Source organism: Pantoea sp. E956-1 (genome assembly GCF_982223955.1).
Genome location: NZ_CEUYZP010000011.1, coordinates 100,492 through 119,265, shown reverse-complemented (window position 1 = coordinate 119,265; position 18,774 = coordinate 100,492). Strand labels below are relative to the sequence as shown.

The window sequence follows — 18,774 nt, the reverse complement described above, 5'->3', positions numbered from 1 at the left end:
CGCTCATAGCGGACCTTGCCCCGCGCAAATGTCTGCTTAGTGCCAGAAGCAGACGTTGCGCTCATTCTGCTATGTGGAACTCCGGGGTAATAGGTCAGATAAGAGTATGACCGTGATTTCGCGCTTTGTGTATGCCTTCGTCGTTGCCGCCGACGAGTAGCTGTGCCAGTAGCGGGAGGCTGCACTACGGTCAGCACGATGCCGGTGCCACAGCTAAAAGCACAGTCCATATCATATGTGCAGTGGCGGCGCTATCCTCACGAACGCTGCATGAGTGTGCACCCAATACATTGTACTCATACGCAGAAAGCCAAATTCCCGGTAAATGAAGCTGAAGAAGAGGCAGCCGAGCGCCATACCCGCCAGATCAGCAGGATGGCCAGGAATAACCGGCAATCACCGTATAAAAAGTACCAGGTGCGGGCTAAGTGAGATGGGCCAACACGATTGGCTCCGTCTGTATCAGCAGGCAGTGCCAGATAAACCGGGGCCGAATTGAACTACCTGCTCATTCGGCGCGTTCCGTAGCGATAAATTTGCCGAGTTTTCCCGCTGACGTCCGTTGCTGTCGAAGTTGGACGGGGCAAGCCATTTTTCATACGCGGTGCACAGCGCCGGATATTCACTGTTGATAATGGTGCAGGAAAAGCAAGATGAGGCCTTTACCGGCGCTCAGGTTGGCCCCTGGTTTGCCCCGAACATCACGGCGGAACGGGTAAGCGGCATTGGCGAGTGGTCGCAGCAGGATCTGATGGCTTATCTGAAAACCGGACGGCTGGCAGGCAAAGCGCAGGCCGCAGGCCGCATGGCAGAGGCGATCACCCACAGCTTCCAGCATCTGTTGGATGAAGATCTGGCCGCTATTACCGATTATATGGGCAGCGTGACCGACACTCACGCATCTGCCAGCGGCGCATCGCGATTCAGCCAAGGCCAGGCAGCCAGTAACGTAAGCGCATTTCACGGCAAGCCGTTCTCCACTCCTGTCAGCGACGAAGGCGCACGCCTCTTCTCCGGCAACTGCGCCTCCTGTCACGGCAGCAGCGGGCAGGGTACTCAGGACGCCTTCTACCCAAGCCTGTTCCATAACAGCGCGACGGCGGAAAGTAATCCGTCCAACCTGATTGCCACCATTCTGTTTGGCGTGCAACGCCATACCGCCGAGGGGGATGTTTATATGCCGCCATTTGGCGCGCAGCCGAACGCGCTTAATCATCTTGATGACGATCAAATAGCCACCCTATCGAGTTGGATCCTGCAGCACTACGGCAATGCGGAGGTGCAGGTTTCACCTGAGCAGGTGGCGGAAATTCGTCGCGGCGGCCCTTCGTCGCCGTTGGTATGGCTCGCGCAGGCTGGCGTAGGCGTCGGTGCAATGGCTTTTATCGCCTTGCTGGCAGCGTGGCTGCTTCGACGCCGCCGCTAAGCAGGCAGGTTTTTGTTGCCTGCGGAACGGCAGGCGACGTTTTTTACAGGAAAAGATTATGACGCACTATTCACGCCGCCGCTTGCTGAAAATGGTTGGGCTGGTGGCTATCGCCAATACCACCGGTCAGCTGCTGCTGCCGCGCCTGAAGGCCGCGCAGCCGGTAGTGCCGCTACCCGGCCTGGATGATTTTATCCAGATCTCGCGCCTGCTTACCCAGCAGACGGATCTCAACGCCACCGTGGCGCATGCACTAATGCTGGCGCTCGGTCAGACAGAGAAAGCCTTCGTCAGCGAACTGACGCAGCTAAAGGAATTGCTGCAACGTCAGCCTGAGCTGCTGCAACAGGAACGCCTGAAGTTTGCCGTTGAAGATGCAGCATGCGAAAAGCTGGCGAAAGCGATCCTTGGCGGCTGGTACAACGGCGTAGTGGGCAAAGGCAATCACGCCCTGTATGTCACCTACATTAATACACTTGCCAGCCAGCTGGTCAGTGACAAGCTGGTACCGCCGAGTTTCTCGTACGGTCAGATCGGTAGCTGGGCGCAACATCCCTGATTTCAGAAGAGTTATATCGTTAATGAATAAAATGAATTCCACCGATGTGGTGGTGATTGGCGCAGGCGTTAATGGTTCGCTGCTCGCCACCCGTCTGGCAAAAGCAGGTAAGGCAGTGCTGTTACTGGAGTCCGGCCCTAAAGTTGGCCGTGACCAGCTGATAGAGCGCTATCGCGCGTCCGCATTTAAATCTGACTTTATGTCTCCCTATCCGTTTTCGCCGATGGCACCGCAACCGCGCTACACGCCGGAGCCGAACGATTATCTGCATCAGGCTGGCCCGCATCCCTTTGCAGCTCAGTATATTCGCATGTTCGGTGGCACCAGCTGGCACTGGGCGGCGCAGCTGTGGCGCTTTGTGCCGAACGATTTCCGCCAGCAGAGCCAGTATGGCATCGGCAAAGACTGGCCGATCGGCTACGACGATCTGGAAGATTATTATTATCAGGCTGAAGTCATTGCCGGTGTAGGCGACTCGCCGGACAACGGTTCGCCGCGCAGCAAGCCCTATCCGATGGAACGCGTTCCGGCTTCGTGGCTGCAACAGCGCGTGACCGCGCGCCTCGCTCCCGATTTCACCGTGCTGGACGACAGCACCGGCCGCAACAGCCGCAGCTTCGATGGCCGCCCGGCCTGCTGCGGCAACAATAACTGCATGCCGATTTGCCCGATTGACGCCCAGTATCATGGCGGTATTGCGGCGCAGCAGGCAGAAAACAGCGGTGTTCAGGTCATCACCGAGGCGGTGGTTTATCAGCTGGAACCTGATGCGCAGGGCCGTATCACCGCCGCTAACTATTATGACTGGAATAAAGTAAGCCATCGCGTGACCGCCGAGACTTTCGTGCTGGCGGCCAACGCTATCTAAACGCCGAAGCTGCTGCTGATGTCAGCCAGCGACACCTTCCCGCAAGGCATTGCCAATGCGCGCGATAATGTCGGCCGCAACCTATGCGATCATCCGGCGATTGGCGTGACCTTTGATGTTGACGAAGAGATCTGGCCGGGACGCGGGCCCGTTAGCCCTTGCTCGATCGGCCAGTTCCGCGATGGCGAATTCCGTCGTGAGCATGCGCCGTTCCGCATTGATATTTCCAACGCTTCGCAGGTCGCTTCAGTGACCCAAGAATTATTGGCGGAAGGCTATTTCGGCAAAAAGCTGCAGGAGGAGATCCGCTTCCGCGCGGCGCGTCGTCTCAGCATCAAAAACGCGCTGGAACAGCTGCCGGATCCCAACAACCGCGTCACCCTGAGCGGAAACAAAGATGCGCTGGGCCTGCCGACGCCGTCGCTCTATTGGGACGTTGATGATTACGTAGTGAAAGGCACTGAGAAAACGCGGAAATGCTATGAGGCTATCACGGCCAAATTCGGCGCTACCAATGTCAAACACAGCAAAAGCGGCAAATTCTCCAACCGTCAGCATATTACCGGCACGCTGTCGATGGGGCTGGACCCGCGACCAGCGTGACCGATGCATGGGGACGCGCGCACGACCATCAGAACCTGTTTATGGTCGGCACCGGCGTGATGCCAACCGTCGGCACCTGCAACGTGACGCTGACCGCTATGGCGCTGGCGCTGCGCACTGCGGACAAAATTCTGCAGGAGACGCAACATGGTTAAGCACTGGACATCCTTATTGGCGGCAGGCGCGCTACTGGCGGCCTCTGCTCAGGCGCACCCGGCGGATGCTGGCTAGCTGATAAAGCGCGGTGAATATCTGGCGATAGCCGGAGACTGTGGCGCCTGCCATACGGAACAGGGCAAAGCGCCGTTCAGCGGCGGCCATGCTATCGCCAGCCCGCTCGGTACCATCTTTAGCGCCAATTTTACGCCATCGAAAAGCACAGGGATCGGCAACTACAGCGAAGCACAATTTGCGGCGGCGCTGCGTAAAGGCGTTCGCGGAGATGGCAGCCAGCTCTATCCGGCAATGCCTTATACCGCTTACGCCAGGCTAACCGACGAGGACGTGGCGGCACTCTACGCCTATTTTATGCAAGGCGTGCAGCCGGTTAATGTTAAACCTGAAACAACCGCGCTGCCGTTCCCGTTCAATCTGCGCTTCAGTATGGCGGCATGGAATCTGTTGTTCGCGAACAGTAACGTTTATCAGCCGGATACCACACAGTCGGCGGAGTGGAACCGTGGCGCTTATCTGGTGCAGGGCTTAACCCACTGCAGCACCTGCCATACGCAGCGTAATTTTTTGATGGCGGAACAGCAGGAGAAGAATCTGCAGGGCGCATCGCTCGGCACCTGGTTCGCGCCGGATATCACTGCCGAAGCTTTGCAGGGCAAAGCAAACTGGACGCGCCAGAGTCTGGCGACCTATCTCGCGACTGGCCATGCGGATAACGGCGCCACGGCGGGCGGTCCGATGCTGGAAGCGATCGATAAGAGTTTCTCTCGCATGACGCAGGAAGATCGTCAGGCGATTGCCACTTATCTGCTTCCGGCCGCGTCTGATGCCACCGTTCCGATGGCCGCACAAGGCCTGACGCCGGTCACGGGAGATGATCTGCCACAGACGCTGGCGGCGCTTAGCGAGGGGGAGCAGGTGTATCGTGACAATTGTGCTTCTTGTCATAATTTGTCCGGCCAAGGGCTGAACGGGCTTCCGGCATTGCAGCACCATCCCCTACTGGATAAACCCAACGCGGATAACGTCGCGATGGCGGTGTTGCAGGGTGTCTGGCCGGAGGAAGGGCAGGGCATGATTGGTTTCGCCGCTACCCTGAATGATGAACAGGTTGCCGCAGTGACCAATTATGTCATGCAGGACATTGGGCATAGCCAGGTGCAGATCAGCGCAGAACGTGTGAAAACGCTGCGCGCCGGCGGAGAGGCGTCGCCGCTGATACTGGTATCGCGCGTCGGCATGGCGGTTGCGGGCGTTGTGCTTCTTCTGGCGCTGCTGTGGTTCAGGAAAAAACGCAAAGCGCAACGCTAAATCGTCGCACGCCGTTTCGTTATAAGCGGTGAGATGCTGTTGAGACAGAGATATCGCTAACGTCCGCTTTTTGCCAGAAGCGGACATTCAGGCAGCAATGTCATCGTTGCGTAATGAAACAGATGACGAATAGTATTTTTTTTACGTAAGGTAAATGCTGACTCCAGAGACAAATAAGGCTGTAAGCGTGGGCAGATTTAAGGGTAAACGGATACTGATTACGGGCGGCTCGAGTGGCATGGGGCTGGCAGGCGCTCAGCGTATTGTCACGGAAGGTGGCAATGTAGCCATAACCGGGCTTAATGAAGAAAGACTGGAGCGTGCACGCAGTCTGCTTCCTGCAGCTTCGCTTATTCTGAAAAGCGATGCTGCAAGCGAAACTGACATACATGGGCTGGGTGAGGCTATTAACGACTAGGGCTCACTTGATGGATTATGGCTAAATGGCGGCTTTGCTGAAGTAGGCTCTCCGGAATCTGCAACGGCAGATTCTTTTAATCGTATGATGAATGCTAATGTGCGCGGTCCGATGCTACAGCTGGCAGCCCTCTCCGAATCGCTTAATTCAGGCGCGTCCATTTTGGTAACTTCTTCCTCCTCTGTCTGTGAAGGTGCGGCGATGACAAGCCTGTATGCAGCGACGAAAGGTGCCGTTATTGCTAAGGTCAAAAGCTGGGCATCTGCGCTGGCTGAACGCGGTATCCGCGCCAACACATTAGTGCCGGGTCCGATTGAAACCAACTTCAGGTACTTTATGCCAGAAGAGTCACGTCAGCAGTTTGAAGATTTTGTGGTAAGCCAGGTTCCTTTAGTCCGTGCAGGAAGAGCAGAAGAGGCCGCTGCAGTTGCACTTTTCCTTCTGTCCGATGACGCATCTTATGTTACCGGCAGCCAGTATGCTGTAGATGGTGGACTGGTTCATTACTAAAGTTTTTTAAGGAGAGTAAATTCATATGCGCATTCCGGATTATCCTTCACAAGATTCCGATAAATGGGCTCAGGTAGATGCCTGGTTTTCTGAAAAGCTAGCCCCTGAGGATTCAGATTCAAAATACGCTCTCGCTAATAACTCAGATCAAGGTTTGCCTACACATGACGTATCCTCTTTGCAGGTAAAAATACTGGCTATTTTCATGCAAATGTCACGTGCCGTTCGTGTTCTTGATACTCCTCTTCAGATTCCAGCAGCGCCAGCAACATGCCCTCAAGACGGTGCTTTCTGAATTTTTCCACCTATTTGAGGATAGCCTAGTCAACCCGGAAAGCAAAGAGTAGCATCCGGCGGCTTTTCCTGCGAAGAGCATGACGTAACCCGCTGAAATGAAAATGTCAGAACAGGCGAGACATACCGGAGAACAGACCCTAGGTGCTGCATATCTGGTCAACATCCTGAATTTAATAAGTAAGCAGCAGAGAGTAATAATTCATGCAAACTCCGGCATCGCTTTACTACCTGCAACAGTTATTGTCAATTTGAGCGGGCAAGGTCAAATTGACATAATGTTGTAATAGGACGGTTGGTCAATAAAAAAAGCAAACAGGCAGGTGAGGTGACAGTAAAGACCATTATGCCGAATTACGCTGCTATGCACATTACGTCAGCATTCTGATAGAAGCACACGCGATAAAGATTATTTAAACGACATAAATAAAATAACTCTAATATTAATAAATAATTATGGTTAGATTATCATATCATATATTTAAAGTAATGGCAAGTCGCCCGTCATAATATATAAAACCTATAGACTTAACACTCAATATATAAATGAATGGGCACAAAAAACACCTTTCGATATGATTATTAAGCAGTAAATTCACAGTGGCGAAAAAAATATTAAAATTATGTATTTCTACGCCGATTTAAAAGATGATGAGCCTAAAGATCTTTTTGATAATTTTTTTCTGTGAGAAAAAATGGATATCATAATGTGTCATCAATATGACACCCTACGATATGACAACATAAAAGATTTTAGCATTTTTTGTCAAAATATTTATCAATGGTAAAAATAAATTTGAATGCTTAACCTTGAATTAGAACAAGCCCAAAAAACTTTCAGCCGCGCATCATTTCGCTGGTATTACTTTCAGATGCCAGATAGAACCTGAAAAAAATCATACCCGATAACTGAAAATTCATCAGGTTAATTGCATTTTATTGTAATTAAAATGAAAAAACATTTAGTTGCAGGAATTTAAATTGATACTAACTGTCTCATAACGCATTACTTATACCAAACAACATATGTCTATGACATCTTGCACCTTTCTTTTTAAAAGCAATATGTATGGCCTTTCAGACTGATCGTCAGGACAATCAAGAATGAGAAAGTTAATTACCGGATTACTCTTCATCGCGACCTCTGCTGCGGGCTCAGGTGTACTTACGATAAATAACATTGAATTCGAGGGGTTGCAGAGAGTTACCAGAGGGGCAGTGCTGCTTACAATGCCGGTTCACGTGGGTGAACAGGCGGACGATGAAGAAATTCGTCAGACCATTCGCGCCCTTTATGCATCCGGTAACTTTGATGATGTCCAGGTGTTACGCGATGGGAATAGCCTCATTGTCAAAGTGAAAGAACGTTCAGCGATTGCCAGCATATCTTTCTCCGGTAATAAGGCGCTTAAGGAAGACCAGCTCAGGCAGAACCTGGATGTGTCAGGTATCAGAGTGGGTGAAGCTCTTGATCGCACCATGCTTTCAGATATTGAAAAAGGACTGGAAGATTTCTATTACAGCTCCGGGAAGTACACGGCCAGCGTCAAGGCGGTTGTTACGCCACTGCCCCGTAACCGGGTAGATCTTAAATTTATATTTAATGAAGGTGTGTCGGCAAAAATTCAGCAAATAAATATTGTCGGCAATCAGGCTTTTCCTTCCGATGAGCTCATCTCTCACTTACAGCTCCGGGACGATGTACCCTGGTGGAACCTCGTCGCCGACAGAAAGTATCAGAAACAGAAACTAGCCGCCGATCTTGAAACGCTCAGAAGTTACTATCTGGACCGCGGCTATGCGCGTTTCGCTATTAATTCCACTCAGGTCAGTCTTACACCCGATAAGAAAGGAATATATCTGACCATTAATCTTCACGAAGGCGATGTTTACCATATATCGCAGGTCATATTTACCGGTAATATGTCCGGACATGCGGCGGAAATCGAAAAAATCGCTAATTTCCCGAAGGGATCACTGTATAGTGGCGCGGCCATAACGGCCAGTGAAGAAGCTGTGAAATCAATGCTCGGGCGCAATGGGTATGCGTTTCCGCAGGTCAGCACGCAGCCCGAAATTAACGATGCAGATAAAACAGTAATTTTACATGTCAACGTCGATTCTGGTCGTCGCTTTTACGTCCGCAGGATTAAATTCAGCGGCAATGATACTTCGCGGGATGCCGTCCTGCGCCGGGAGATGCGGCAGATGGAAGGTGCCTGGCTGGCAGGAGACAAGCTTGAACAGGGTAAGGCTCGGCTGAACCGCACGGGTTATTTTGAGAGTATGGATGTCGACACCCAGCGCGTGCCGGGAAGTCCGGATCAGGTTGACGTGATCTACAAAGTGAAAGAGCGCAATACCGGAACGTTTAATGCCGGGCTCGGTTATGGTACGGACAGTGGCATCAGCTATCAGCTTGGCGTCAGCCAGGACAACTGGCTGGGGACAGGTAACACGGTAAGTTTTAGTGGTACAAAAAACAGCTATCAGACCTATGTTGAAGTCGGGGCAACCAATCCTTATTTCACCGTGGATGGTGTCAGTCTGGGTGGGAAACTCTTTTATAATGACTACAGCGCAGAAGACAATGACCTGTCTGAGTATACATTGAAAAGTATTGGCGCGGGCAGCACGCTGAGTTTTCCTGTCAGTGAAAACAGTAACCTGAGCACCGGATTTGATTATGTTTATAACCGCGTGAGCAACATGTCTCCGCAGGTTTCAATGTGGCGCTATCTGGGTTCACAGGGGATCCATCCTGCCGTAACAACTCGTACGGTCGATGATGACGGGGCGAGCGATGCGACCTACACCGCCAATGATTTTTTCTGGAATGCCGGCTGGGGATATAATTCACTGGACCGCGGCTTCTTTCCTACGTCAGGTTTAACGGCCGGGTTCAATACCAAAGTCACCGTTCCGGGTTCAACCAACAGTTACTACAAGAGCACGCTGAACGCCAGTGTTTACCTGCCGATCAGCAGTGACCACCGCTGGGTACTGATGGGCCGTACAAAAGCGGGATATGCAGATGGGCTGGGCGGCAAAGAGGTGCCATTTTACGACAACTTCTACGCTGGCGGTTCCAGCTCTGTACGCGGTTTTTCCTCGAACACTATCGGACCTAAAGCAGCTTATTACCGCTGTAATGGCTCTGAGAGCAGTATCAGTACCTGTCCGGTGACGAAATCCAGCGATGCGGTAGGGGGAAATGCGATGGGGATTGTAAGTGCGGAACTGATTACCCCGACGCCGTTTATCAGCGATCGTTACGCGGACTCGCTCAGAACATCGTTTTTTGTAGATGCGGGGAGCGTGTGGGATACAAAATGGCAGAATACGGTCGAGACGCGTGCGGCGGGCATCCCGGACTACGGCGATCCAACCAAGATCCGCGTATCGTCAGGGGTGGCCCTGCAGTGGCAGTCCCCTCTGGGACCGCTGGTCTTTTCTTACGCTCTGCCTCTTGAGAAATATGAAGGGGATAAGTCAGAACAGTTCCAGTTCAACATTGGTAAGACCTGGTAGCAACTTATCTGCCGGGGGATCTCCCGGCTTTATTTAACCCTGCGCTCACTCCGTCCAATTTTATACAGGCAGGTAGAAAATTATCTGGAATTCTTATGAGATTAAATGTTACGCAGAATACAGAAAGGGCGAAGGCAACTTATAGAAAAATCATTCATCTGTTTTTCATAAGCATTACAAATTTATCTTAAATCTTACTTTATATTTGTTGTTTCATGTTTTGATAGAATGATTTTATCAACTACCATATATATCGTCTGGTGAGACAAACCATTCCCTGACTGAGACACTTATTTTCTTCGCCGGCGTGCATGCCGGCTTTATTTGGAAATAATATGAAGATACTCATTATAGGTGCCGATGATGTGGTCACTAACCTTTCGGCTACGCCTTTTCTCAGAAAACTGGCCTGTAACGATCTCATTAAAATCGATATGCTGATTAGCACAGAACAGCAACCCTTATTTATTACTAATCCTGATATCAGAAAAATATTCAGAATAAACGCTACGTCCTGTCACTCACGATGCGGGAGTTTGATTTCCCGTGTGAGTTTACTGAAAACACTCATGACCATGCGTCAGGAAAGGTTCGATTGTATTATCTCTCTCAATTCAGTCAGTACCCGACAGTACAGAATGTGGAAAATACTCAGTGACGCAATGTGTGCCGGTTATTTCCAGGATGCTGACTTTATCGACTACTGTTACAAGCTGACTGGAGCTGATATTCTTGAAGAGTCTGAGAGAGTGCAAAGCCGAAAAGCCTCTTTGAAGCTGTATCCTGATCTGCAGTCTGCCATGTTGATAGCCAGATGCTACTGCATCTCTCTGACGGCTAATAATATCGGGATAGTCATTAACTCCGTAGTACGTGCCGGCTGGACCTCAGTGCAATGGGCAAAGCTCATACGTGAATTTGCAGTCCGGGGACGCGTTTTCCTTATATCAGCCGGGGATAAATCTATATCTGGCCGCCAGGACAGGGCACTCATGGCCGAAGCTGAATTGTTATGCAGCGACGTGGTCGTGACGGTGGTGACTACGACAAACACAGCCGATTTTATTGCCATGATATCCCTGTGTAGCAGATTAGTCAGTGCAGATCGGGACGCGGCCTGGATGGCCGCATCGCTGCACGTGCCGGTGATTTATCCCGGAACACACCCGGTGTGGGACATTCCGCCCGAATGTCAGCGCGTCAGTCACTCTGATGCAGAGGGAGTTTTCAGTACAAGTATCAGCAGTAATGGCTTTTACGGCTGATTTAAATCAGCGTCATACAGGTGGGTTCTGCCCGCCTGTCTATCCATTATTCCAACCGCACTGACTTCTTAAGAAGCTTTAGCGTAAGGGGCTTTGCACGACTTTTCTGTCCATGCTGATACCTCATAAGATGGGATACACAGGCTTGTCTCTCGGTCTGCCGGAAAAGGTAGCACATGCTGGTAGCCGGAGAAATCTACGTTAAAATGGCTGAAAAATTCGCCAATCATTTTTTCTGCATAGACTTCATTTATCCTGGTTTACAGAAAGTGCATATCCTTTTCTCTGAAGACAGCTTACCCCATGACTTTGCCAGCTTGGTAGGTCAGCATTCTGAGGATTTCTTTTTCTGTAGTCGTTTCAGGAGTGATCATATGCAGCCTCTTCCAGTGCGTTGATGAGTCTGCTTGTTACCATGCGAATAAAAAGCTGTCGCCTTAATGTCGTCGCCCGGATGCATGGGATTCGAATTGTCGCCGGGTGACCAGAAAGAAACGTGCGGCATCGGTAGTGCTCAGCGATAAGGCGGCCAAGCGTGATAAAGTTACCGGCGGACTACTGCTGGCCCGGTTTTCGCGCGCTTATCTGCAGAGCGATGATGCGCTCGCCTGGCGCAACGTCACAGGTCATCCTAACTTCGTTACCAGATCAGGGTTTGGGTAGACGCTACTCTTCCCGGGGATAAATCGGCGCAGCGGCGGCGCTTCCGTTACGGCTGTACCCAGCCTGAAAAGCCTTTGAGCAACGTGAAAGGTGCCCTTAGCCCGGGACACAAGCTTATCAATCAGCGGATGGGCTTCATCCCCGAATGCGATAACGCGCTGTGCGCCTGTGCCGGCAGCCCACCAGGCAGAATGCGGATCCCAGGACGATTAAGCGATGATTACCGCGCATCGTATTTTTCCTTTCTCAGCCTGAATATCGTTTTTACTCGTATGGCGGCGGCCAAGATAACGCCGACCAGGTTCTTACAGTGTTTGGATTTGCTGTACTGATGCACCTGGTTATGGCTGAACACCGGCGAGGCATAGCTGTTTGCCAGCACATCGGTGGTCACTCCGTAGATGGTGTACAAGTGCTCAATGAGCGGCGTGGCAAGTATGCTGTCGCCTATATTATCTCTGAAGATGACCAGTAACTTCACCTTAAATTATCTCTCTGAAATGATTAACGAAGGGTCAGATTCCGGACAATCATTTACGTTCAGCGAGGCTTTCCGGTTTTTTACCGAATTTCAAATACCGTGCATTAAGCTTACAATTGACATAACTTCTGCAGTCGCTAATTAATTTTTTCTTAGAGTAATTGGCATTAAGTTGTGCGTGAAGTTTTAGGCCAGAGAACTTCGCTGAGACACTGTGCAATCGCCCTGAGGCTGGATATGGTTAAAGCTGTTGAGACCGAAAACCATCCTGGCGTCAAATAAGTCTTACTGTCCAGTTTTTTTGAACTGCGCTGACGGGGGCTGACCACTGCGCAGGAACAGGGTCACCGGCGCGCTGAGTGTCCGGCATTAATCTACTGTCATTATCCGGAGTTTTTTGCTGAGGCAAGGCCGGCTGAGCGGATGGTGGCCATCGCTGAAGCGGGTGTAAATTACTTGCTTTCCGGAACGGTTGTGATGCTCAGGACACTGCCTGACATTGTTCCGGTGACTGTGTATAAGCCCCGGAGTGAAAGGTATTCGGAGGTGCCCCCGGAAGGCTGATAAACGTTCTGCATCATTCTCTCTGCTGAAGTTCGCCTGGCCTCAGGAATCAAGTTTACTGTTCAGGGCCGCCATCCGTCCAAAAACAGGCAGACTGCTGACTCTGCCTGCTGTCTTTATTTCGCAGATGCTTAACGTTAGCCCGGCCCGCCTCCGGGTCCGGGTCCGCCGCCTCGGGTCCGCCACCAGGGCCCCATCACGGTCATACGCAGCCTGAAAGTGATACTGTGCAGCTTAACGCCAGTAACAGAAGAACCATTTTTCTCATCTTCATCTCCTCAGAAGCTTTCTGCGCATCAGACAGGATGTCAGGCCGAATGCGTAGTTTGAAAAGGAATTAGCAGGGGAGCGAACATTGTTCTCCCGGTTCCGGAATGGAACATTACTGCGTCAGGGAATGTTATAAACAATGGACACCTGCGCTTTTGTGTCGGTTTTATCCGGCGCTGTGGAAGGCGGCCTGGAATTGTGCGTGTAGTTATATGTCACTTTCAGGGCGAACCTTTTATTCAGATTGACTCTCAGGCCGGTTTCGGAATTGAGAGTGGAATCTCTGGAGGCAACCACTGAAACGCCCTGTATAAAATAAGCAGAGTCAGTAAGCCTGTAAGAATAGCTAAGGGCTGTATAGACAAGCGCATTGGTCGTTCCGCTTCCGTCAGTGAATTCATCATGCCTGATGCCAGGGCCGGCCTCAGCGCGCAGAGTATGAAGCGGTCCGCTGAATATCTGCCAGCCGTATCCTGCTACCGTGGTGTAGCGGCCGCGGTATCCGTTGAATCTGTCGCCTGACCACCCGCTCTGTCCGAAGAGGAAATTTTTTCCATCCAGGTTATGGCGCAGGCGCAGGCCCGCCTGATATTTCTCAGAAGAACGGGTGTCATCAGAGCTGTAGTTGTAAGCTTGTCCCCAGAGGCTGTAAGCGTTCGCCTTATCAAACCAAGTCAGCGTCGAATCAGCCGAAATGGTGGACGTCCGGGAATTACCTTCCTGATGGGCGTAGCTGCCCTGAACGTTACCTGCAAAATCACTTTTAGCGATGGAAGGGTCATCAGTAACGGTGAAAATGTCGACGCTGGCCGTGGCCCCGGCCGAAAAAAGGCTTAGGGCAAATAATGGCATGCCACGCATTAAGGTCAGTACTTTCAATTCATCAGCTCATATGTAAAAAACAAAGCTTATATGGACTGAAAATCTTTTCCTGCGGGAACCTGCTAAGGCATCGTAAAATTCTTGGAGTTTTCCATAACTATGAGTAAATCTGGTCACGTCATGGCGTGACCAGACCTACAGCGCCTGATTTAACAAAATAGCAATATTCTCTATACGCGCTCTGTCAGCTGCACAAACCTGTCACCGGGATACCAGCCTGCCATTAACTACGCTGTACGTGCGCTGGTTATCAGGCCCCAGAAGGCTGCTTACCGTTGAGGCCGTCTTAAGGCTGTCATAGTCTGCTCGCACCAGGACGTAATTAGCGGCGTTGCGCGGGTCCCCCTTGCCGCGATAACGTGCCACATACGGGTAGGGAAATACAGGCCGCGTCATGGTGAAGGCCGCAGGGGATTCTGCATAAGGCAGCCCCTGCTTCTGTTCCCCGTGAAAGTGCGCGGATGCGTCCTGAACGCCTGCCTTGTCCGGAGGAGTTCCCGCAGGCAATCCCGAGGGTTGCTGCTCCACTAATGCTGTTTTACCTGCGGTCAGACTGGCCGGCACCACGCCTTTTTCCGTCCAGTCCATCAACGCTGAAAGCAGGTCGACCTGGTCCGGTCCCTAACCGTTAGCGCTGGGCCTCCATCAGCGCCTCACGTCCTCCGTCTGAGCACCCCATGAAATAGGCATATTGTTGCGGTTGTCCGTAGAAAGTCCGCATAACCGCTTTTGTAAATTGTGCCGTAACATGCTGCGCGCGGTAGGCAAAATCAATACGCTTCTGAGAGTCAAGCGCCCTAGCAGCGTCCATCATACTGCCCGAGTGGCCCATGTCGGTTGAGGATACGGCAAATTCACCGTTCATCGCCGGTATGCAGCCTTTTGCATTGGGCAGCCCAAGATTAATCTGGCCGCATAGTCCCCCGCAGCCGACCTGAAGCATGCACTGAGTCCACTTTGCTTCAGGTAAAGCTACCTGCACTCCGACAGAGGGTGAAAGCGTTGCGCTAACCAGACAGAAATTGCCCTGCGGGTTTTTCAGCTTCCGTGCGGAGGTGATGCTGACTCCAGCATCTACTCCCTCAGTTATGCTGGTTGCGCCCAAAGCCCTGCATGACATTACCGGCATTATGGGCGTCAAGGAATGAGAGGCTGCTTCGACCTGAGTCAATCCGGCGAGAAAAAAATAAAAGCACCGCCAGAACGCCAGGCACATATGGGAAATTCAGTCTGTCATTCATTTGCGGCTCCATAAGGTTTAGTCGGCACGGGCATCTAGGCTGGCATGCCGATCTGGTTGGTTCACCGGTAGAGGTCAATTGAGTTAGTCAGATATTTAACACAACATGAAAAGATTAATAAGGGATAAGTATTTACTTCTGAGGATTTTCCAGCATTCTCAGTGCAGAGATCAATGATTTATTCGCAGAGAAATGCCGAGAATCAATTTTTTCACATAAGAAATGAATTACCAGTTTATTGCAAATCTGTTAATAAACGCTGGGGTATAAATGGTAAATCCGGAACATATATCAGTTATCCTTGCGATCTCGCTTATGTCTGTAGTTTTCCCATTCCATATGTCCCCAAATCGAAAGCATGATGCAGTCCAACGCGTTAAGATAGGGTGGGGAGTAATGCCCAAACGGGATTAAAATAAGGGAGCTCAGTGAAATGCTTCCGGCGAGTCTGACGCCCCACTTAATAATTTCATGCATAGCACCACCTCGTTTATAGGATTTTATAAGCATGCTTCAACCGCCCTGAGTTTTCAATTACCCCACCTGCAAATGTTATTTTCTTTAATACTTCATGACAAAATAATGACAGTGATGTCCTAAATTGTACTACCATTCTTGTTAAATATAATTACATAAGTTCACGTAATGCAGATGGCTTGCCCCAATTATTAGATACAATGATTAGTTGGTAATGCCAATTTATTTACTTTCGGATTACCATTTTTCCATACTGCTGCGAATTCAGCAGGAATCTGGTAATTCAGCAATGAATGAGGTCTGGACTCGTTATACTCCTGTCGCCAGTCATTCATAATTTTCAAGGCATGAAGAATATTAATGAACCAGTGTTCATTCAGGCATTCATCCCGAAAGCGACCGCTGAAACTCTCAATACGTCCGTTTGGCTGGATAAGTCGCAACTGCACACCATGCTTAAAGGCACATTGCTAGAGCGCGGCAGGTAGATCCCGGGCCCTGATCGATTTTGATTGTCGCCGCATAGTCACGAAAGATCGCGATGCTGTCCAGAATACGCGTGACCTGAACGCCTGAAATACCAAAAGCGGCGGTGATCGTCAGACACTCTTTTGTAAGATCGTCCGCATAAGTCAGGCACTTAATCTGACGACCGCCGGCAGGTGTATCCATGCCTCATGTGGCTTATGAAGACATTACTAACATCGCGGTGTATTAATCAACGGGGAGCAAGTCAGCGCCGGGAATGCCCCTTCTCTCCGGCTAAAGCTGACGCTGACCGGCGCGGATACCACGCCACAGGTTGTGGGGACCTTTACGAAATTCGACCTGGCTGGCGGCCCTTATAATATTGTTCAGTCTGTGCGAGGCGGGCGCGGACTGATGAGCGGTTACGTCAACTATGCTGTGGAAGTGCAAGATGCCGCGACCGGTGAACTCCTGCTGGCCTACGTAACGGAGCAGTATCCTAATGCCATGAACGTGGGAGCTACGTTTGGCTCACTGAGTGCGGCCGAGACAGGAGTGGACAAAGGCGCTGAGCAGCTGCTGGAAAAACTGCGCTAAAGCAGGCGATAACCAGATCATGACGGCCTGTGAGCACAGGGATCTGTCAGTGTAGCGATCGCTGCACTGATGGGAAATGAATGGATGCAGGCATTGTTCATAAAAGCTACCCCCGCATCAAAAAAATCTGTGTTATGAATTCCCAATGTCCGCTCTTCGCTTAAAGCGGATGTGCCAAGAGTAACAGGCCTTCCCTATGCTCGTAGCAGACTAAACAGCTATCCTCATTCCCGGCAAAGCTTACTCCGTATATGGCGTAATGCAGGTCTGGATAACATCGTTCCCACGCGTAGCTGAAATGGATATGATTGCTCCAGAAAATCCAAGTCTGTTCTTATCTATAAATATATCCGCTCTTCGCTCATAGCGGCCTCCAGCTCAGTTAGCTTGTCCGCTTCGTGCCAGAAGCGGAAGTTTCACATGCACTCCTATGTAAAATACTGAAAGCCATCATAGATGGAACATTATGTTAAATTCAGTAGTTAAAACTGAATCTAGGATAGCGAATGTTCAGCATTTCAGAAGTAGATAAAAGTGATTCTGACCAGCTGTGGCTGGTAAGCGAACTCGATGCCTTTCAGAACGCATTATATCCTACAGAAAGTAATCACTGCCTGGATCTTTCAACAGTTACTGATGAGCAGCTCCGGTGCATTATCGTACGTGATGAAGGTGGCTTACCTGCAGGTTGTGGTGCTTTGCTATTTCATGAAAATGGCTCAGCTGAGATTAAGCGGGTTTATATTCGACCGGAATATCGGGGCAGGAAGCTCGGAGAACAGATAGTCAGCGCGATCGAGACGATTGCTTCAAAAAAGAATTCGAGCCTATTGCAGCTTGAAACAGGGATTCACCAGCAACCGGCGATAGCACTTTATCGTAGATGCGGTTATGAGATATGCAATCCATTCCCACCTTATGCAACAGATCCGTTGAGTGTTTATGCGTGCAAAAAATTCTTTAAATTCATGTTGTTATGGTACTTAAGGGTGTAGATGTAAAGTTATAATGTCCGCACCCCCACCTATGAACAGGCTATCTGGTTTTATCTGAGAGGCTTTTTCATTGAAGGTGATGTGTGAGCCACAAAACCATTCCGTTCATAAAAGGGTATCACCTGCTGTCGGGCATCAAGGAACACGAAGTTCATATCCCTGCTTTCTGATTCAGTAGTGGCAAAATCCAGCAATTTTTTCCCTATCCCTGTGCTTCTTAAAGCCTCGTCTACGATCAAATCATCAATATGGAGATGTGATCCTCTGGCCAGAGTATGAACGGGACGGAAACCCATCAAGCCAAGCATTTTCTCATTGCCAAATGCGCCAACAAGTTCATAACCGTTCAACGTCTGAATTCTGACGCTTTCGATAAATTTTTCTTTGGAAATGTTCCGTAGCTGTGAAATCAAACTGTGAGCATGATCCCATTCTAGCGGCAGTAACTTTCTGATTGAAATGTTCATAGTGCCTTGATTTCCATATAGGTTTCTGATTTTATAAGCTTATGAGCAATGATCCGCAACAGTGAAGTTATGTTTAACGTATTAGAACATTCAGTTGTCATAAGTGAAACGTCTGCACCTCGCTCATAACGGACCTTAGCCTGCAGTCAGTCCACCTTCCGCCACTAGAGTTATTAATCCTTCCCGGCAGCGCGAGCAACGGCCTGCTGCAATATGCCTTCGTTGACTACGCCGGGTATTACGGTGGTGTTCTAAACAGTGGGATTTTCTGCCGGCATGACGATAATGCCCGGCGTACCGGTGAGTCCAAGCATTTCCGCTAGCATGTTACTGCTCTCTAATTGTCGATCGGAATCGGCACTGTCATCGTCAGAGGAGGCACCGGCACCGGCTATTGAGACCACCTTTGCGATGTCTTCTGCGGTAAGCTTCCCTTCGTTATGCCGGGTTCCGGAAATCCCGTTGTGGTAGGTCATGTAGGCATCCGCGCCCTGCTTTCGATAAATACTCAGCCCCTTTAAGAGGCCTGCGTCGATTCCGGATGTCGCCTCGCATGAATCGGGACATAGCTATGCTCATCATTGTCAGGGGGCGTCCCTGTAGTGCCGTGACCACCCCAAAGACGGGCGTAAAGCGGAGCAGGCAGGGGCGAACGCGCAGGCCGCACGCGCCGCCGGAGCGGACTGAATGTCCCGCGCACGGCGGGACGG

Annotated in this window: 13 protein-coding genes and 5 pseudogenes; 10 read left to right on the top strand and 8 right to left on the bottom strand. The window is 50.6% G+C overall.

From position 1 onward, the window contains the following. Positions 1–634: 634 nt before the first annotated feature. The 8 genes and pseudogenes from AC0T7J_RS21160 to AC0T7J_RS21125 all read left to right on the top strand — a co-directional run bounded on the left by AC0T7J_RS21160 (position 635) and on the right by AC0T7J_RS21125 (position 10,959). Positions 635–1,426, top strand: a complete 792-nt coding sequence (locus AC0T7J_RS21160) for a c-type cytochrome (protein WP_473796795.1) — start codon at positions 635–637, stop codon at positions 1,424–1,426. A 58-nt stretch (positions 1,427–1,484) separates the two neighbouring features. Beyond that, complete coding sequence (locus AC0T7J_RS21155; RefSeq protein ID WP_473796718.1) at positions 1,485–1,985, top strand: sugar dehydrogenase complex small subunit; 501 nt, start codon at positions 1,485–1,487, stop codon at positions 1,983–1,985. 22 nt (positions 1,986–2,007) lie between these two features. Then, positions 2,008–3,611, top strand: a pseudogene (locus tag AC0T7J_RS21150) (GMC family oxidoreductase). A gap of 76 nt (positions 3,612–3,687) precedes the next feature. Next, positions 3,688–4,941 carry a cytochrome c gene (locus AC0T7J_RS21145; RefSeq protein ID WP_473796792.1) on the top strand — a complete coding sequence of 418 codons (1,254 nt, stop codon included), beginning with the start codon at positions 3,688–3,690 and terminating at the stop codon, positions 4,939–4,941. Between the two features lie 187 nt (positions 4,942–5,128). Next, positions 5,129–5,869 (top strand): annotated as a pseudogene (locus tag AC0T7J_RS21140) (SDR family oxidoreductase). A gap of 25 nt (positions 5,870–5,894) precedes the next feature. Next, a pseudogene (locus AC0T7J_RS21135) lies at positions 5,895–6,107 on the top strand (methyltransferase); the annotation flags it as partial. Positions 6,108–7,267: 1,160 nt separating this feature from the next. Beyond that, positions 7,268–9,694: an outer membrane protein assembly factor BamA gene (gene bamA / locus AC0T7J_RS21130; protein ID WP_473796714.1), complete on the top strand. Its 2,427-nt coding sequence runs from the start codon at positions 7,268–7,270 to the stop codon at positions 9,692–9,694. 335 nt (positions 9,695–10,029) lie between these two features. After that, complete coding sequence (locus AC0T7J_RS21125; RefSeq protein ID WP_473796711.1) at positions 10,030–10,959, top strand: glycosyltransferase family 9 protein; 930 nt, start codon at positions 10,030–10,032, stop codon at positions 10,957–10,959. Between the two features lie 883 nt (positions 10,960–11,842). Here AC0T7J_RS21125 and AC0T7J_RS21120 read toward each other — a convergent pair. From AC0T7J_RS21120 to AC0T7J_RS21095, 6 genes and pseudogenes are all read right to left on the bottom strand, one after another. Further along, entirely contained in the window at positions 11,843–12,103 is a 261-nt protein-coding gene (locus tag AC0T7J_RS21120; RefSeq protein WP_473796708.1) for a glycosyltransferase family 9 protein, read from the bottom strand. A gap of 954 nt (positions 12,104–13,057) precedes the next feature. Further along, complete coding sequence (locus AC0T7J_RS21115; protein WP_473796789.1) at positions 13,058–13,798, bottom strand: DUF481 domain-containing protein; 741 nt, start codon at positions 13,796–13,798, stop codon at positions 13,058–13,060. Positions 13,799–14,020: 222 nt separating this feature from the next. After that, entirely contained in the window at positions 14,021–14,407 is a 387-nt protein-coding gene (locus AC0T7J_RS21110) for a hypothetical protein (protein WP_473796705.1), read from the bottom strand. Positions 14,408–14,447: 40 nt separating this feature from the next. Next, the gene (locus tag AC0T7J_RS21105) at positions 14,448–14,939 is read right to left on the bottom strand and encodes a tannase/feruloyl esterase family alpha/beta hydrolase (protein WP_473796786.1); all 492 of its coding nucleotides are present in this window, start codon (positions 14,937–14,939) and stop codon (positions 14,448–14,450) included. Beyond that, on the bottom strand, positions 14,902–15,060 hold the full coding sequence (locus AC0T7J_RS21100; RefSeq protein WP_473796798.1) for a hypothetical protein: 159 nt from the start codon (positions 15,058–15,060) through the stop codon (positions 14,902–14,904). The genes AC0T7J_RS21105 and AC0T7J_RS21100 overlap by 38 nt, the downstream gene beginning before the upstream one ends. A gap of 668 nt (positions 15,061–15,728) precedes the next feature. Continuing rightward, a pseudogene (locus AC0T7J_RS21095) lies at positions 15,729–16,209 on the bottom strand (integrase core domain-containing protein); the annotation flags it as partial. 63 nt (positions 16,210–16,272) lie between these two features. Here AC0T7J_RS21095 and AC0T7J_RS21090 point away from each other — a divergent pair. Both AC0T7J_RS21090 and AC0T7J_RS21085 read left to right on the top strand, forming a co-directional pair. Beyond that, positions 16,273–16,602, top strand: a pseudogene (locus tag AC0T7J_RS21090) (DUF3313 domain-containing protein); the annotation flags it as partial. Between the two features lie 506 nt (positions 16,603–17,108). Continuing rightward, positions 17,109–17,597: a GNAT family N-acetyltransferase gene (locus AC0T7J_RS21085; RefSeq protein WP_473796702.1), complete on the top strand. Its 489-nt coding sequence runs from the start codon at positions 17,109–17,111 to the stop codon at positions 17,595–17,597. Between the two features lie 50 nt (positions 17,598–17,647). On the opposite strand, the gene AC0T7J_RS21080 is transcribed toward AC0T7J_RS21085, so the two are convergent. Further along, positions 17,648–18,064, bottom strand: a complete 417-nt coding sequence (locus AC0T7J_RS21080) for a GNAT family N-acetyltransferase (protein WP_473796699.1) — start codon at positions 18,062–18,064, stop codon at positions 17,648–17,650. Positions 18,065–18,315: 251 nt separating this feature from the next. Continuing rightward, positions 18,316–18,540, bottom strand: coding sequence for a thioredoxin domain-containing protein (locus tag AC0T7J_RS21075; protein WP_473796696.1), 225 nt, complete (start codon positions 18,538–18,540; stop codon positions 18,316–18,318). Positions 18,541–18,774 lie beyond the last annotated feature (234 nt).

Bases quoted from the DNA above. Each gene is read 5' to 3' on its own strand.
- bamA (WP_473796714.1), top strand. From the start codon at position 7,268: ATGAGAAAGTTAATTACCGGATTACTCTTCATCGCGACCTCTGCTGCG.
- AC0T7J_RS21100 (WP_473796798.1), bottom strand. From the start codon at position 15,060: ATGAATGACAGACTGAATTTCCCATATGTGCCTGGCGTTCTGGCGGTG.
- AC0T7J_RS21160 (WP_473796795.1), top strand. From the start codon at position 635: ATGGTGCAGGAAAAGCAAGATGAGGCCTTTACCGGCGCTCAGGTTGGC.
- AC0T7J_RS21115 (WP_473796789.1), bottom strand. From the start codon at position 13,798: ATGCGTGGCATGCCATTATTTGCCCTAAGCCTTTTTTCGGCCGGGGCC.
- AC0T7J_RS21125 (WP_473796711.1), top strand. From the start codon at position 10,030: ATGAAGATACTCATTATAGGTGCCGATGATGTGGTCACTAACCTTTCG.
- AC0T7J_RS21075 (WP_473796696.1), bottom strand. From the start codon at position 18,540: ATGACCTACCACAACGGGATTTCCGGAACCCGGCATAACGAAGGGAAG.
- AC0T7J_RS21080 (WP_473796699.1), bottom strand. From the start codon at position 18,064: ATGAACATTTCAATCAGAAAGTTACTGCCGCTAGAATGGGATCATGCT.
- AC0T7J_RS21155 (WP_473796718.1), top strand. From the start codon at position 1,485: ATGACGCACTATTCACGCCGCCGCTTGCTGAAAATGGTTGGGCTGGTG.
- AC0T7J_RS21110 (WP_473796705.1), bottom strand. From the start codon at position 14,407: ATGGACTGGACGGAAAAAGGCGTGGTGCCGGCCAGTCTGACCGCAGGT.
- AC0T7J_RS21085 (WP_473796702.1), top strand. From the start codon at position 17,109: ATGTTCAGCATTTCAGAAGTAGATAAAAGTGATTCTGACCAGCTGTGG.
- AC0T7J_RS21105 (WP_473796786.1), bottom strand. From the start codon at position 14,939: ATGTCATGCAGGGCTTTGGGCGCAACCAGCATAACTGAGGGAGTAGAT.